16 protein-coding genes and 1 pseudogene are annotated in these 14,793 nt (G+C 60.8%); 10 read left to right on the top strand and 7 right to left on the bottom strand.

Annotated features, from left to right (window positions below; genetic code table 11):
• Positions 1 to 186: pseudogene (locus tag FUU19_RS01580) on the top strand (hypothetical protein); the annotation flags it as partial.
• Between the two features lie 36 nt (positions 187 to 222).
• Here FUU19_RS01580 and orn read toward each other — a convergent pair.
• Positions 223 to 768, bottom strand: a complete 546-nt coding sequence (gene orn / locus FUU19_RS01575; protein ID WP_033636776.1) for an oligoribonuclease — start codon at positions 766 to 768, stop codon at positions 223 to 225.
• 245 nt (positions 769 to 1,013) lie between these two features.
• Here orn and rsgA point away from each other — a divergent pair, with 245 nt between their 5' ends.
• The 3 genes from rsgA to mscM all read left to right on the top strand — a co-directional run bounded on the left by rsgA (position 1,014) and on the right by mscM (position 6,394).
• Complete coding sequence (rsgA, locus tag FUU19_RS01570; protein WP_004929686.1) at positions 1,014 to 2,063, top strand: small ribosomal subunit biogenesis GTPase RsgA; 1,050 nt, start codon at positions 1,014 to 1,016, stop codon at positions 2,061 to 2,063.
• A 76-nt stretch (positions 2,064 to 2,139) separates the two neighbouring features.
• Complete coding sequence (gene asd / locus FUU19_RS01565; protein ID WP_141971349.1) at positions 2,140 to 3,033, top strand: archaetidylserine decarboxylase; 894 nt, start codon at positions 2,140 to 2,142, stop codon at positions 3,031 to 3,033.
• A gap of 13 nt (positions 3,034 to 3,046) precedes the next feature.
• Positions 3,047 to 6,394, top strand: coding sequence for a miniconductance mechanosensitive channel MscM (gene mscM, locus FUU19_RS01560; protein WP_141971351.1), 3,348 nt, complete (start codon positions 3,047 to 3,049; stop codon positions 6,392 to 6,394).
• Positions 6,395 to 6,461: 67 nt separating this feature from the next.
• Here the strand turns inward: mscM and epmA are convergent, their stop codons facing one another.
• Complete coding sequence (gene epmA / locus FUU19_RS01555) at positions 6,462 to 7,439, bottom strand: elongation factor P--(R)-beta-lysine ligase (protein WP_004929681.1); 978 nt, start codon at positions 7,437 to 7,439, stop codon at positions 6,462 to 6,464.
• A 385-nt stretch (positions 7,440 to 7,824) separates the two neighbouring features.
• Between epmA and frdA the strand changes: the two genes are divergently transcribed.
• The 5 genes from frdA (at position 7,825) to blc (ending at position 11,746) form a co-directional block, all read left to right on the top strand.
• Positions 7,825 to 9,621, top strand: a complete 1,797-nt coding sequence (gene frdA / locus FUU19_RS01550; RefSeq protein WP_230491046.1) for a fumarate reductase (quinol) flavoprotein subunit — start codon at positions 7,825 to 7,827, stop codon at positions 9,619 to 9,621.
• Complete coding sequence (locus FUU19_RS01545; protein ID WP_108680078.1) at positions 9,614 to 10,348, top strand: succinate dehydrogenase/fumarate reductase iron-sulfur subunit; 735 nt, start codon at positions 9,614 to 9,616, stop codon at positions 10,346 to 10,348. Before frdA ends, FUU19_RS01545 begins: the two co-directional genes overlap by 8 nt.
• A 15-nt stretch (positions 10,349 to 10,363) precedes the next feature.
• Entirely contained in the window at positions 10,364 to 10,756 is a 393-nt protein-coding gene (gene frdC, locus FUU19_RS01540) for a fumarate reductase subunit FrdC (RefSeq protein ID WP_025305010.1), read from the top strand.
• Between the two features lie 12 nt (positions 10,757 to 10,768).
• Positions 10,769 to 11,128 (top strand): fumarate reductase subunit FrdD, encoded by a 360-nt coding sequence (gene frdD / locus FUU19_RS01535; protein WP_004929672.1) that lies wholly within the window; start codon positions 10,769 to 10,771, stop codon positions 11,126 to 11,128.
• An 84-nt stretch (positions 11,129 to 11,212) separates the two neighbouring features.
• Positions 11,213 to 11,746: an outer membrane lipoprotein Blc gene (gene blc / locus FUU19_RS01530; RefSeq protein ID WP_141971355.1), complete on the top strand. Its 534-nt coding sequence runs from the start codon at positions 11,213 to 11,215 to the stop codon at positions 11,744 to 11,746.
• On the opposite strand, the gene sugE is transcribed toward blc, so the two are convergent.
• From sugE to efp, 4 genes are all read right to left on the bottom strand, one after another.
• Positions 11,740 to 12,057, bottom strand: a complete 318-nt coding sequence (sugE, locus tag FUU19_RS01525; RefSeq protein WP_004929669.1) for a quaternary ammonium compound efflux SMR transporter SugE — start codon at positions 12,055 to 12,057, stop codon at positions 11,740 to 11,742. The two genes, blc and sugE, sit on opposite strands and share 7 nt — an antisense overlap.
• Before the next feature lie 192 nt (positions 12,058 to 12,249).
• A complete protein-coding gene (locus FUU19_RS01520) occupies positions 12,250 to 12,381 on the bottom strand; it encodes an entericidin A/B family lipoprotein (protein ID WP_033636766.1) in 132 nt (43 codons plus the stop codon).
• Between the two features lie 121 nt (positions 12,382 to 12,502).
• Positions 12,503 to 12,634, bottom strand: a complete 132-nt coding sequence (locus FUU19_RS01515; protein ID WP_049202118.1) for an entericidin A/B family lipoprotein — start codon at positions 12,632 to 12,634, stop codon at positions 12,503 to 12,505.
• Positions 12,635 to 12,704: 70 nt separating this feature from the next.
• Entirely contained in the window at positions 12,705 to 13,271 is a 567-nt protein-coding gene (gene efp / locus FUU19_RS01510) for an elongation factor P (RefSeq protein ID WP_004929666.1), read from the bottom strand.
• A gap of 42 nt (positions 13,272 to 13,313) precedes the next feature.
• Between efp and epmB the strand changes: the two genes are divergently transcribed.
• Positions 13,314 to 14,342 (top strand): EF-P beta-lysylation protein EpmB, encoded by a 1,029-nt coding sequence (gene epmB, locus FUU19_RS01505; RefSeq protein ID WP_230491045.1) that lies wholly within the window; start codon positions 13,314 to 13,316, stop codon positions 14,340 to 14,342.
• An 83-nt stretch (positions 14,343 to 14,425) separates the two neighbouring features.
• Here the strand turns inward: epmB and FUU19_RS01500 are convergent, their stop codons facing one another.
• Complete coding sequence (locus FUU19_RS01500) at positions 14,426 to 14,770, bottom strand: DUF4156 domain-containing protein (protein WP_141971361.1); 345 nt, start codon at positions 14,768 to 14,770, stop codon at positions 14,426 to 14,428.
• Positions 14,771 to 14,793 lie beyond the last annotated feature (23 nt).

Raw genomic sequence — 14,793 nt, 5'->3', positions numbered from 1 at the left:
GTCGTGCTCTACCAACTGAGCTATTCCCGCCCGGCGTATCGATGGTGGAACGTTACGAAATTCTTCATCGGTACGGGGTGCGCATTATACGAGAAATCCTTTTTGTCGCAAGCCCCTGAAAGCAAAAAAACGCGATTTTTGTTTGATTGCCGATTAAAGCGCCAGATTGGCGAATTAAGCGGCTAAAAACGGCGTTTTTTCCCCGCAGGGGCCATCATCGCCTTAAAGCTGAATGAAATGTTCGCGGTAATAAGCCAGTTCGGCCACCGATTCGCGGATGTCGTCCAGCGCCTGATGGGTGCCCTGCTTCTTAAAGCCGGCGAGAATTTCCGGCTTCCAACGGCGCGCCAACTCCTTCAGCGTGCTGACGTCCAGATAGCGGTAATGGAAGTAGGCCTCCAGCTCCGGCATATAGCGGAACAGGAAACGGCGGTCCTGACCCACGCTGTTGCCGCAGATCGGCGATTTGCCGGCCGGTACCCATTGCTGCAGGAAGGCTATCGTTTCCAGCTCAGCAGCGCGATCGTCCTGACGGCTGGCTTTCACCCGCTCCACCAGCCCGCTGCCGGTATGGGTGCGCACGTTCCACTCGTCCATCAAGGCCAGCTGTTCGTCGGATTGGTGCACGGCGATCACCGGCCCTTCCGCCAGGATGTTCAGGTTGGCGTCGGTGACCAGCGTGGCGATCTCGATAATGCGGTCACGCTCGGGATCCAGCCCGGTCATCTCCAAATCGATCCAAATCAGGTTATTTTCGTTTCCTGTCATGATGTTTCCTGCCTAAAAGCCGAGAGAAAAACGCTGTGCGGGCGAGACGACGGGCGCCGCCGGTGGCAACGCGCCGCAGCCGGCGGCTAACAACGGTTATTTAATATAAAATAGCGTGTATCATAGTCTTTTTGGTCGCCATCGGCGACATATACCCTGATGGGTTCAAGGCTGTGCCCGGGGCAAGTCCCCCGCCGCAGCTGTGCGTATACGTAAAGGTATAAAACCGATTCAAGTGAGGCGCAGTGAGTAAGAACAAACTGTCCAAAGGTCAGCAACGCCGCGTGCAGGCGAACCATCAGCGCCGTCTGAAGCGCGCTGATAACAAACCGGAACCGGATGATTCCCAGCTGGGCGAGCCGCAGGAAGGCGTCGTCATCAGCCGTTTCGGCATGCACGCCGACGTTGAGGCGCCGGATGGCACTCAGCACCGCTGCAATATCCGCCGCACGCTGCGTTCGCTGGTCACCGGCGATCGCGTGGTGTGGCGCCCCGGCCTGGGCACCCATGAAGGGGTGAAGGGCATCGTGGAAGCGGTGCACGAGCGCACCTCGGTGCTGACGCGCCCGGACTTCTACGACGGCGTGAAACCGATCGCCGCCAATATCAATCAGATCGTCATCGTGTCGGCAATCCTGCCCGAGCTGTCGCTGAACATCATCGACCGCTATCTGGTGGCCTGCGAAACGCTCGAAGTCGAGCCGCTGATCGTGCTTAACAAAATTGACCTGCTGGACGCCGAAGCGCGCAAGCTGGTCGACGGCATGATGGATATCTATCGCAAGATTGGCTACCGGGTGCTGGAAGTCTCCAGCCAGACGCGGGAAGGCATGGCGGAATTCGAACAGGCGCTGGCCGGGCGTATCAGCATCTTCGCCGGCCAATCGGGGGTCGGTAAATCCAGCCTGCTGAACGCGCTGCTGCCGCCGTCCGAAGAGCAAATTCTGGTAAATCAGGTTTCCGACGTATCGGGCCTCGGGCAACATACCACCACCGCCGCGCGGCTGTACCATTTCCAGCACGGCGGCGACGTGATCGACTCTCCGGGGGTACGCGAGTTTGGCCTGTGGCACCTGGAACCGGAACAAATTACCCGAGGATTTGTCGAATTCCGTGATTATTTAGGCGGTTGCAAATTCCGCGACTGCCGCCACGATACCGATCCCGGCTGCGCCATCCGCGCGGCGATGGAGAAAGGCGATATCGCGGAAGAGCGTTTCGACAACTATCACCGCATTCTGGAAAGCATGGCGCAGGTGAAGGTTCGCAAGAACTTCACGGACGCCGCAGACTGACACTGACGGGCGGGCATTGACGACGGCGGAGCCCTCGTTACAATGCGCGCCCTTTACCCTGATTCACGAGGTTAACGTGCTGGATAGCATCAAGATTAAATTGCAATATTGGCTGCCGAAGCTGGCGCTGACCCGCCTGGCGGGCTGGGGCGCCGACAAACGGGCCGGCTGGCTGACCCAACTGGTGGTCAAGGCCTTCGCCCGCTTCTACCGCGTGGACATGCAGGAAGCGCAAAATCCGGACCTGGCGTCTTACGCCACCTTCAACGACTTCTTCGTGCGCCCGCTGCGCGACGGCGCGCGCCCGATCATCGCCGACGCCAACTGGCTGGCGCTGCCTGCCGATGGCGCCATCAGCCAGCTCGGCCCGATCCGCGAGGATCAAATCTTCCAGGCCAAAGGCCACCACTACAGCCTGGAAGCGCTGCTGGCCGGCAACTACCTGTTGGCCGAGCCGTTCCGCAACGGCCTGTTCGCCACTACCTATCTGGCGCCGCGCGATTACCACCGCGTGCACATGCCGTGCGCCGGCGTGCTGCGTGAAATGATCTATGTGCCGGGCGATCTGTTTTCGGTCAACCCGCTCACCGCCGCCAACGTGCCTAACCTGTTCGCGCGCAACGAGCGCGTGATCTGCGTGTTCGACACCGACATCGGACCGATGGTGCAAATCTTGGTCGGCGCCACCATCGTCGGTAGCATCGAAACCGTCTGGGCCGGCACCGTCACACCGCCGCGCGAAGGCATCATCAAGCGCTGGACCTACCCGGCCGCCGGTGAAGAAGGCGCCATCGCGCTGGAAAAAGGCGCCGAGATGGGCCGTTTCAAACTCGGCTCCACGGTGATCAACCTGTTTACCGCAGGCAGCGTGCAGTTTGCGCCGCAGCTGCATAACGGCACCGTCACCCGCATGGGTGAGGCCTTCGCCGAAATCCCGGCCGCCGCTGAAACACCACAGACCCCGCTCTAAAGGAATCGACGCCGTGCGCCTGATCATCACGCTTTTGCTCGGTTGCCTGCTGTGGCAACCGGCGCTGGCCGCCCCCGTGCCGACCGAAAACCAGCTCAAACAGGAGCTGAAGCAGGCGGAAAGCAGCAAAAACGCGCCGAATCAGGCGGAGACCACCGAGGCGCTGCAAAGCGCCCTTAACTGGCTGACGGAGCGTAAAGAGTCGCAGACTCGCTCCGAGCAGTATCAGAGAGTGATCGACGATTTCCCGAAGATGACGCAGGAGCTGCGCCGTCAGCTGGTGCTGGAAAGCAACAAGATCCTGCCGAACGGCGACGATCTGCCGGCCGCCGAGCTGGAACAGCAGATCCTGCAAACCAGCAGCCTGCTGCTGGAACAGGCGCGCCTGCTGCAGCAAGAGCAGGATCGCACGCGGGAAATCAGCGATTCGCTCGGCCAGCTGCCACAGCAGCAGACCGACGCCCGCCGCGCGCTGACCGAAGTGCAGCGCCGTCTGCAGGCCCAGCCCGCCAACCCGACCACCCCGTACGCGCAGGCCGCTCTGGCCCTGCTGCAGACCGAAGCTGCGGCGCGCAAAGCCAAAGTGGACGAGCTGGAGCTGGCGCAGCTGTCGGCCAACAACCGTCAGGAGCTGGCGCGCATGCGCGCCGAGGTCTATAAAAAGCGCCACGAGAAAATAGACGTTCAGCTGCAGGCGCTGCGCAACAACCTCAACGCCCAGCGCCAACGCGAAGCGGAACTGGCGCTGGAAAAAACCGAGCAGCTGGCCGAGCAGAACGGCGACTTGCCAAAAAGCCTCAGCCAACAGCTGCAGATCAACCGCGAACTGTCCGCCGCGCTGAACAGCCAGGCGCAGCGCATGGATCTGATTTCATCGCAGCAGCGGCAGGCGGCGGCGCAGACGCTGCAGGTGCGCCAGGCCCTGAGCACCATCATCGAACAGGCCCAGTGGCTCGGTTCGTCGTCGGCGCTGGGGGAAACCCTGCGCGCCCAGGTCGCGACGCTGCCGGAAATGCCCAAACCGCAACAGCTGGACGGCGACATGGCCCAGCTGCGCGTACAGCGCCTGCAGTTTGAAAGCCAGCTGGAAAAACTGTCGCAGCGCGAGTTCAAACGCGACGACGGCAGCGCGCTGACCAACCAGGAACAACGCATCGTCGATGCCCAGCTGCGCACCCAGCGCGAGCTGCTCAACTCGCTGCTGTCCGGTTGCGACACCCAAATCCTCGAGCTGACCAAGCTGAAGGTGGCCAACACCCAGCTGATCGAAGCGTTGAACGAAATTCGCGACGCCACCCACCGCTATCTGTTCTGGGTGCCGGACGTCAATCCGATCAACTTCTCTTATCCGCTCAACGTGGCGCACGATCTGACGCGCGTCCTGTCGTTGGACACGCTGTCGCAGCTCGGCGGCGCCTTCATGATGATGGTGACCAGCCGCGAAACGCTGATCCCAATCTTCGGCGCCCTGCTGCTGGTGATTTTCAGCATCAGCTCACGCAAGCACTACCACGCCTTCCTCGAGCGCGCCAGCAGCCGCGTCGGCAAGGTGACGCAGGACGAATTCTTCCTGACGGTGCGCACCGTGTTCTGGTCGATTCTGGTGGCGATGCCGCTGCCGGTACTGTGGGCCGCGCTCGGCTACGGCCTGCAGAGCGCCTGGAACTACCCGGTGGCGGAAGCGATCGGCAAAGGGGTAACCGCCACGCTGCCAATCCTGTGGATCTGCATGATCTGCGCCGCCTTCGCCCACCCGCAGGGGTTGTTCATCGTGCACTTCCGCTGGCCGGCGAAGCAGGTTTCGCGCGCCATGCGCTACTACAAGATGTCGATCTGGCTGATCGTGCCGCTGATCATGGCGCTGATCACCTTCGATAGCCTGAAAGAGCGCGAGTTCGCCAACACCCTGGGGCGGTTGTGCTTCATCCTGCTGTGTCTGGCGCTGGCGCTGGTCACCCACAGCCTGAAACGTGCCGGCATCCCGCTGTATCTGGATAAAAACGGCTCCGGCGACAACATGCTCAACAGCGCCTTCTGGGGGCTGCTGTTGTCGGCACCGCTGTTAGCGGCGCTGGCCTCGACCGTCGGTTACCTCACCACCGCGCAGGCGCTGTTGGCGCGCCTGGAGACCTCGGTGGCAATCTGGTTCCTGCTGCTGGTTGTCTACCACATCATCCGCCGTTGGATGTTGATCCAGCGGCGGCGCATCGCCTTCGATCGCGCCAAACAGCGCCGTGCAGATATCCTGGCCCAGCGTGCCCGCGGCGAAGACGAAACCTCGCACACCCCGAACAGCACCGAAGGATCCATCGATCCGGACGATTCGGACTTCGATCTGGACACCATCAGCGCCCAGTCGCTGCGGCTGGTGCGTTCGATCCTGACGCTGATCGCGCTGGTGTCGGTGATCGTACTGTGGTCGGAGATCCACTCCGCGTTCGCCTTCCTGGAAAACATCTCGCTGTGGGACGTGACCTCGACGGTGAACGGCGTGGAAACCGCCCATCCGATCACCCTCGGCGCGGTCCTGATCGCCATTCTGGTGTTGATCATCACCATGCAGCTGGTGCGCAACCTGCCGGCGCTGCTGGAGCTGGCGGTGCTGCAGCACCTGGATCTGACGCCGGGTACCGGCTACGCCATCACCACCATCACCAAGTACCTGCTGCTGGTGTTCGGCGCGGTGCTCAGCTTCGCCTGGATCGGCATCGAATGGTCGAAACTGCAGTGGGTAGTTACCGCGCTCAGTCTGGGGTTGGGCTTCGGCATGCAGGAGATCTTCTCCAACTTCATCTCCGGCCTGATCATCCTGTTCGAGAAACCGATCCGCATCGGCGACACCGTGACGATCCGCAACCTGACCGGCACCGTCACCAAGATCAACACCCGCGCCACCACCATCTCGGACTGGGACCGCAAAGAGATCATTGTGCCGAACAAAGCCTTCATCACCGAGCAATTCGTCAACTGGTCGTTGTCGGATAACCTGACCCGTGTGGTGCTGACCGTACCGGCGCCGGGTGAAGCCAACAGCGAAGAGGTGACCAAGATCCTGATGAATGCCGCCGAGCGCTGCGCGCTGGTGCTGGATAATCCGGCGCCGGAGGTTTACCTGGTCGATCTGCAGCAAGGTATCCAGATCTTCGAGATGCGTATTTACGCTGCCGAGATGGGCCACCGTATGCCGCTGCGCCACGAGATCCACCAGCTGATCCTGGCGGGCTACCGCGAGCACGGCATCACGCTGCCGTACCCACCGTTCCAGGTGCGCACCGAGACGCTGTCGCGGCTGACCAACAACGGCCGCACGCCGCCGTCCACGCCGGCGCCGAACACCAAGCGCGACGCCGGGGGCCTGTAAGCGGTTCTCGCGATAAAAAAGGGTCGGCAAATGCCGACCCTTTTTGCTTTTCTCACCGCCTGAAACGTCAGGCGATCCCAACCGGGAAGGCCAACACGTCGCTCAGGCTCTCGGCGCCCAGCGCCAGCATCACCAGGCGATCCACGCCCAGCGCCACGCCGGAACATTCCGGCATGCCGTGCTGCAACGCCGCCAACAGGTTGTAGTCGATCGGCTGCTGCGGCAGACCGCGCTCCGCGCGCTTGCGGTTGTCCTGCTCGAAACGCTGCTGTTGTTCACGGCCGTCGGTCAGCTCGCGGAAACCGTTCGCCAGCTCAATGCCCTTGAAGTACACCTCGAAACGCTCCGCCACGCGGTGGTCTTCGGTGCTGATCTCCGCCAGCGCCGCCTGGCTGGCCGGGAAGTGGTAAACGAACGCCGGTTTTTCACGGCCGATATGCGGCTCCACGCCCACGGTGAACAGCAGCTGCAGCAACGTATCGCGATCTTCTTCAGTATCGGCGATATTGCTCAGATCGAGTTTGGCCGCCGCTTCGCGCAGCTGTGCCTTCTCCGCCGACAGCGGATCGATGTCCAGATGGCGCAGGAACGCCTGCTGATAAGACAGGGTCTCCGCGCTCTCGCAGTCCAGCACCTGTTGCAGCAGATCGTCCACCTCGTTCATCAGGCGATACATGTCGTAGTGCGGACGGTACCACTCCAGCATGGTGAATTCCGGGTTGTGATGCCGCCCGGCTTCTTCATTGCGGAAGCTGCGCCCCATTTGGTAGATCGGGCCGCTGCCCGCCGCCAACAGGCGCTTCATGTGATATTCCGGGCTGGTCATCATGTATAGCGTCAGGCCCTCTGCCGCCCCCGGCCCGACGAAACGCGTCTCGAACGGGAACAGGTGAACGTCGGTGACCGTCGCCTGGCTCATGGTGGGCGTCTCAACTTCCAGCACGCCACGATCGGCGAAGAAACGCCGGATCTCAGCCAGAATCGCTGCGCGTTTCAACAAATTGGCGATGGGTGCACTAGGCTGCCAGCTTGCCGTTTCGCTCATGGTAATTAACTCCGAAATCAAACAGGGGATGCAGTCTACTCGCATCCTCGCAGCCAAACAAATTCTTCACGATACGCAACCGTCCATAACGCCAATTTCCGATAAATGGGCGGCAAAAGCGCGTTAAAAAGGGTAAAGCAGGCCAAACGCGCAAAAAAACAGGCAAGCCTGTTGGTCGAGCGTTAATCGACAAAACAATCGATCACATCAAATTTCGACTACTTAACTTTAGGTATAGTTAATTCCCCATTATTGGTGGGAGATATCTATCCTTAACCTTTAAGCAACATTAATCGGTTCAATTAGTTAGCACCCGAAGAGTTCGCTAAATTTTAAGCATAGATATTTAACTTGCCGTTCTTAATAAGAACATTGGAGGAATGCAGTGCAAACCTTTAACGCCGATCTTGCCATTATTGGGGCCGGGGGCGCTGGTTTACGTGCAGCAATAGCCGCAGCGGAAGCCAATCCCCAACTGAAAATCGCGCTGATCTCTAAGGTCTACCCGATGCGCAGCCACACGGTCGCCGCCGAGGGGGGCTCCGCCGCCGTCACCCAGGATCACGATACCTTCGACTACCACTTCAACGACACCGTCGCCGGCGGCGACTGGCTGTGTGAACAGGACGTGGTCGATCACTTCGTGCATCAGTGCCCGCGCGAGATGACCCAGCTCGAGCAGTGGGGCTGCCCGTGGAGCCGCAAACCGGACGGATCGGTCAACGTGCGGCGCTTCGGCGGCATGAAGATCGAACGCACCTGGTTCGCCGCCGACAAGACCGGCTTCCACATGCTGCACACCCTGTTCCAGACCTCGCTGAAATACCCGCAGATCCAACGCTTCGACGAGCACTTCGTGCTGGATATCCTGGTGGATGACGGCCAGGCGCGCGGCCTGGTGGCGCTCAACATGATGGAAGGCACCCGCGTGCAGATCCGCGCCAACGCGGTGGTGATGGCTACCGGCGGCGCCGGGCGCGTCTACCGCTACAACACCAACGGCGGCATCGTTACCGGCGACGGCATGGGCATGGCGTTCCACCACGGCGTGCCGCTGCGCGACATGGAGTTCGTGCAGTATCACCCGACCGGCCTGCCCGGTTCCGGCATCCTGATGACCGAGGGCTGCCGCGGCGAAGGCGGCATCCTGGTGAACAAGGACGGCTACCGTTATCTGCAAGATTACGGCATGGGCCCGGAAACCCCGCTGGGCGAGCCGAAGAACAAATACATGGAGCTGGGCCCACGCGATAAGGTGTCCCAGGCCTTCTGGCACGAATGGCGCGCCGGCCGCACCATCGCCACCCCACGCGGCGACGTGGTCTACCTCGATCTGCGCCACCTGGGCGAGAAAAAGCTGCTGGAGCGGCTGCCGTTCATCTGCGAACTGGCCAAAGCCTACGTCGGCGTCGACCCGGTGAAAGATCCGATCCCGGTGCGCCCTACCGCGCACTACACCATGGGCGGCATTGAAACCGACCAGAACTGCGAAACCCGCATCAAGGGGCTGTTCGCGGTCGGCGAATGCTCCTCCGTCGGCCTGCACGGTGCCAACCGTCTCGGCTCCAACTCGCTGGCGGAACTGGTGGTGTTCGGCCGCGTCGCCGGTGAGCAAGCGGCCCGCCGCGCGCTGGAAACCGCGCCGGCCAACGGCAGCGCGCTGGATGCGCAAACCCGCGACGTCGAAACCCGCCTGAGCAACCTGATGAAGCAGGAAGGCAACGAAAACTGGGCGAAGATCCGCGACGAAATGGGGCTGTCGATGGAAGAAGGCTGCGGCATCTACCGCACGCCGGAGCTGATGCAAAAAACCATCGATAAGCTGGCGGAGCTGAAAGAGCGCTTCAAGCGCGTCAACATCACCGACAACTCCAGCGTGTTCAATACCGATCTGCTGTACACCATCGAGCTGGGCTACGGCCTGGACGTCGCCGAATGCATGGCGCACTCCGCGTTTAACCGCAAAGAGTCGCGCGGCGCTCACCAGCGCCTGGACGAAGGCTGCACCGAGCGTGACGACGTCAACTTCCTCAAGCATACGCTGGCGTTCCATAACCCGCAGGGCGCGCCACGTCTCGGATACAGCGACGTGAAAATCACCAAGCTGCCGCCGGCCAAACGCGTCTACGGCGCAGAAGCCGAAGCGCAGGAGAAAAAGAATAAGGAGCAGGCAAATGGCTGAGATGCAAACCCTGAAGATCGACGTCATGCGCTATAACCCGGAAAGCGACGCCGAGCCGCATTTTGTCACCTACGCCGTGCCTTATGACGAACAGACCTCGCTGCTCGATGCGCTGGGCTATATCAAGGATAACCTGGCGCCGGATCTCTCCTACCGCTGGTCTTGCCGCATGGCGATCTGCGGCTCCTGCGGCATGATGGTCAACCGCGTGCCGAAGCTGGCGTGCAAAACCTTCCTGCGCGATTACGTCGGCGGTATGAAGGTCGAAGCGCTGGGCAACTTCCCGATCGAGCGCGATCTGGTGGTCGACATGACCCACTTCATCGAAAGCCTGGAGGCGATCAAGCCGTACATCATCGGCAACAATCGCAAACCGGAAGACGGCCCGAACGTGCAGACCCCGGCGCAGATGGCCAAATACCACCAGTTCTCCGGCTGCATCAACTGCGGCCTGTGCTACGCCGCATGCCCGCAGTTCGGCCTCAACCCCGAGTTTATCGGCCCGGCGGCGATCACGCTGGCGCACCGCTACAACCTGGACAACCGCGACCACGGCAAGAAACAGCGCATGCCGCAGCTTAACGGCCAAAACGGTGTCTGGAGCTGCACCTTCGTCGGCTATTGCTCCGAAGTCTGTCCGAAACACGTCGATCCCGCCGCCGCTATCCAGCAGGGCAAGGTGGAGAGCGCCAAAGACTTCATGATCGCCATGCTGAAGCCGCAATAAGGGAGAAAAATTGCCATGACAACTCAACGTAAGCCCTATGTGCGCACCATGACGCCCACCTGGTGGCAAAAGCTCGGCTTCTACCGTTTCTACATGCTGCGCGAAGGCACCTCGGTGCTGGCGGTCTGGTTCAGCATCGTGCTGCTCTACGGCGTGTTCGCGCTGAAGGGCGGCGCCGAGAGCTGGGCCGGTTTCGTCGGTTTCTTGCAGAATCCGCTGGTGCTGTTAATCAACGTCGTCGCCCTGCTGGCGGCGGCGCTGCACACCAAAACCTGGTTCGATCTGGCGCCGAAGGCCGCCAATATCGTGGTCAACAGCGAGAAAATGGGACCGGGCCCCATCGTGAAAGGGCTGTGGGCCGTCACGATCGTCGTCAGCGTGGTCATCCTGGCCGTGGCCCTGTTCTAATCCGGAGGAAACATGATAAATCAAGCACCTAAACGCTCCGACGAGCCGGTTTTTTGGGGATTGTTCGGTGCCGGCGGCATGTGGGGCGCGATCGTCGCACCGGCCATCGTGCTGCTGGTCGGCATTCTGCTGCCGCTGGGGCTGTTCCCCGGTGAAGCACTGGGTTACGAACGCGTGCTGGCATTCTGCCAGAGCCTGATCGGCCGCCTGTTCCTGCTGCTGATGATCATCCTGCCGCTGTGGTGCGGCCTGCACCGCATCCACCATGCGATGCACGATCTGAAGATCCACGTGCCGGCCGGCAAATGGGTGTTCTACGGTCTGGCGGCGATCCTCAGCGTGGTCACCGTTATCGGCGTCGTCACCCTGTAAACCGCTTCGGCGGCCAACGCCCGTTGGCCGCCCTTTTCTCATCGGCTACACTGTCTACTCGCCCCCGGTAAACAGGAGTCACCGATGCGTTTATGGTCAAACCTTAGCGTCATGCTTTCCGCCCTGCTCTCCGTCGCCTGCAGCGTCTCCCCGCCCAAAGACATCAAGGTCGTGACCCCTTTCGACAGTCAGCGCTATCTCGGCACCTGGTACGAAATCGCGCGCCTGGATCATCGTTTTGAACGCGGTTTGCAGCAGGTGACCGCCCACTACAGCCCACGCGCCGACGGCGGACTGAAAGTCATCAATCGCGGCTTCAATCCGCAGAAACAGCAATGGCAAGAAAGCGAAGGCAAAGCCTACTTTATCGGCTCACCGCAGGTCGCGGCGCTGAAAGTGTCGTTCTTCGGCCCCTTCTACGGCGGCTATAACGTGATTGCCCTGGACCCGGACTACCGCTACGCACTGGTTTGCGGCCCAAACCGCGACTATCTGTGGATCCTGTCGCGCACGCCGACGCTTGACGCCGGCGTACGCGACAGCTTATTGCAGACGGCCAAGGGCTACGGTTTCGCCACCGACAAGCTGATTTGGGTGCAACAGTCCGCCGCTCAGTGACTGCTGAACTTCAGCCCGAGAATGCCGACCACGATCAGGCACAGGCTGATGATGCGCGCGATATTGGTCGACTCGCCCAACAGCACCATGCCCATGATGGCTGCACCTACCGCACCTATACCGGTCCATACCGCATAGGCGGTACCGGCGGGCAGCGTTTTCATGGCGTTGGCCAACAGCAACATGCTGACCACCATCGCGGCGATGGTGATGATGCTCGGCGTCAGCCGGGTAAAACCGTGGGTGTATTTCAGACCGATAGCCCAAACCACTTCGAGCAAACCGGCGATAAGCAGAATAATCCAGGCCATGAGACGGCCTCCCTACCACTGGGGTCGTCCCCGAAAAAATGACGCGTAAACGGGTCGTCCCGTTCAGCGGGGTGATGAACGGCGGGCAACCTCACCCGCTCTGCGGCAGGATAGCAGCAGCGTTAACGCTCAGGCAAGAGGAGGAAATGCGGCGGCCCTCCGCACGCGGAACGCCGCCGGAGGGAGAACGGATTATTCCGCGCTGCGCTGAATGGCCTTGCCGCCGGCCTGAATGTCCTCACCCACGCCGCGGGTGGTGTTACAGGCGGTCAACGAGGTCAAAATCATCAAAGAGAAGATCGCGATAATACTTTTCTTCAGCATAAGAAAGTCCTTATTTGTCGTTGATGAAAAAGTACGGCTTTCTAAGCTTAGTCAAAATTGGCGCAGGGAGTGGAATTGCCACTGGCTTTGTGGCGCAAATACATCGGGTTAAAGGGCGGGATCAGCCGGCCGTGCGGGAAATGGCGCCGCCGAGATGCTGAACGTCTTCGCCGAAACCGCGAAACGTATTGCAACCGCTAAGGGAGAAAAGGAACAACAGGGAGAGCACGGCCAACAACGTTTTCTTGAACATGCGGGTTTTCTGCCAACGAACGGGGATGGGATAAAACAGAGGAACCGCGGGGGTTCCTCTGCTTTGAAACTTATTTAACGCGAGAGACGTATTCGCCAGAGCGAGTGTCAACTTTGATCACTTCGCCGATCTGGACGAACAACGGCACTTTAACCACGGCGCCGGTGCTCAGGGTAGCCGGCTTGCCGCCAGTCCCTGCGGTATCGCCTTTCAGGCCCGGATCGGTATCGGTGATTTCCGCTTCGATGAAGTTCGGCGGCTGAACGGCGATTGGACGGCCATCCCACAGGGTGATGATGCACTCTGCGTTGTCCTGCAGCCATTTGGCCGCGTCGCCTACGGTTTTGCCGTCAACCTGATGCTGTTCGAAAGACTCAGGGTGCATGAAGTGGTAGAACTCACCGTCGCTGTACAGGTAGTTCATGTTGGTGTCCATCACGTCTGCGCCTTCGCAAGAATCGGTAGACTTGAAGGTTTTTTCCACGCGGGTGCCGGTCAGCAGACGACGCATTTTCACGCGTGCAAACGCCTGGCCTTTGCCCGGCTTAACGAACTCACTGGCTTCGACGGCGTAAGGTTCGCCCTCGAACATGATTTTAAGACCCGGACGGAAATCGTTGCTAGAATAAGTCGCCATGATGGCCCTCTGAATATTTGAACTGGTAGCTTAGCCAAAAAAATGGCACACATTATAACCCAAAGTACGGCACATAGAGAAGATTGGTTGCATCAACTCGCCGATGTTATTACCGATCCTGATGAATTACTGCAGCTTTTGTCACTGAATACGCACCCGGAACTGCCGCAGGGGCGCGATGCCCGCCGGCTGTTCGCCCTGCGCGTGCCGCGCGCCTTCGCTGCGCGCATGCGCCCCGGGGATGCCAACGACCCGCTGCTGCGCCAGGTGCTGACCGCCAGAGAGGAGTTCATCAACGCCCCAGGGTTCACCACCGATCCGCTCGATGAGCAGCGCAGCGTGGTGCCGGGCCTGCTGCACAAATACCGCAATCGCGCACTGCTGCTGGTCAAGGGCGGCTGTGCGGTAAACTGCCGTTACTGCTTCCGCCGCCACTTCCCCTATCAGGATAATCAGGGCAATAAGAACAACTGGCGGCAGGCACTGGATTATATCCGCCAACACCCGGAACTGGACGAGATCATTTTTTCCGGCGGCGATCCGCTGATGGCCAAGGACAGCGAGCTGGAATGGCTGGTCGGCGAGCTGGAAGCCATCCCGCACCTGAAACGCCTGCGCATTCACACCCGTTTGCCGGTGGTGATCCCGGCGCGCATCACGCCGGCGCTGTGCCGCCTGCTGTCGGCCTCGCGCCTGCAGGTGCTGATGGTCACGCACATCAACCACGCCAACGAAATCGACCGCGAGCTGCAGAGCGCCATGGCCCAGCTGCGCCTCGCCGGCGTCACGCTGCTCAATCAAAGCGTGCTGCTGCGCGAGGTCAATGATGACGCCGATACGCTGGCGGCGCTCAGCAACGCGCTGTTCGACGCCGGCATCCTGCCCTATTACATCCACGTGCTGGACAAGGTGCAGGGCGCGGCGCACTTCATGGTCAACGACGATGAAGCGCGCGCCATCATGCAGGCGCTGCTGAGCAAGGTGTCCGGTTATCTGGTGCCGCGCCTGACGCGTGAAGTGGGCGGCGAACCGAGCAAAACGCCGATCGACCTGCGCCTGATGCCGGAATGACGGGCGCCAAATGCCGTAACGAAAAAGAGGAATGCCATGGCATTCCTCTTTTTTTATCTCTTTGCGGCTGCGGCCTCAGCGCCTTACGGGCACTTGTAAACCTGGCCGACCATTTTGCTGTCCAGCGGTGCGAAGCTGGAGAGCAGATTCTGGCTCGGGCTGTTGGCGCCGTAGATCACGTTGCCGCCCATGGCCGCCGCCTTGTTGCGCAGATCGTTGGCCGCACCGCGCATGGAGCTGCCTTCACCGCCGTTGCCGGACAGCCAGTTGCTCTGGGTGCCGGTCACTTCCCCCAGCAGCTGGCATTCCGCCGCCGGCTTGCTGTCGGTGAACTTGATCTGCTGACCCGCAGCGGTCAGTTCATGAGTGCTGCTGCAACCCGCCAGCAGCATCGCTGCCGAGAGACCCAGTAAGGCTTTAATCCGCATCTTGTTCCCCATTCGATGTTGAG

The sequence above is a fragment of the Serratia montpellierensis genome (assembly GCF_020858655.1).
GTDB lineage: Bacteria > Pseudomonadota > Gammaproteobacteria > Enterobacterales > Enterobacteriaceae > Serratia > Serratia montpellierensis.
This window is presented reverse-complemented; position numbering and strand designations above follow the sequence as displayed.

Coding starts and splice junctions, on each gene's coding strand:
- orn (WP_033636776.1), bottom strand. CDS start 768: ATGACAGGAAACGAAAATAACCTGATTTGGATCGATTTGGAGATGACC.
- epmA (WP_004929681.1), bottom strand. CDS start 7,439: ATGAGCGAAACGGCAAGCTGGCAGCCTAGTGCACCCATCGCCAATTTG.
- FUU19_RS01545 (WP_108680078.1), top strand. CDS start 9,614: ATGGCTGAGATGCAAACCCTGAAGATCGACGTCATGCGCTATAACCCG.
- frdC (WP_025305010.1), top strand. CDS start 10,364: ATGACAACTCAACGTAAGCCCTATGTGCGCACCATGACGCCCACCTGG.
- frdD (WP_004929672.1), top strand. CDS start 10,769: ATGATAAATCAAGCACCTAAACGCTCCGACGAGCCGGTTTTTTGGGGA.
- blc (WP_141971355.1), top strand. CDS start 11,213: ATGCGTTTATGGTCAAACCTTAGCGTCATGCTTTCCGCCCTGCTCTCC.
- sugE (WP_004929669.1), bottom strand. CDS start 12,057: ATGGCCTGGATTATTCTGCTTATCGCCGGTTTGCTCGAAGTGGTTTGG.
- FUU19_RS01520 (WP_033636766.1), bottom strand. CDS start 12,381: ATGCTGAAGAAAAGTATTATCGCGATCTTCTCTTTGATGATTTTGACC.
- FUU19_RS01515 (WP_049202118.1), bottom strand. CDS start 12,634: ATGTTCAAGAAAACGTTGTTGGCCGTGCTCTCCCTGTTGTTCCTTTTC.
- efp (WP_004929666.1), bottom strand. CDS start 13,271: ATGGCGACTTATTCTAGCAACGATTTCCGTCCGGGTCTTAAAATCATG.
- epmB (WP_230491045.1), top strand. CDS start 13,314: ATGGCACACATTATAACCCAAAGTACGGCACATAGAGAAGATTGGTTG.
- FUU19_RS01500 (WP_141971361.1), bottom strand. CDS start 14,770: ATGCGGATTAAAGCCTTACTGGGTCTCTCGGCAGCGATGCTGCTGGCG.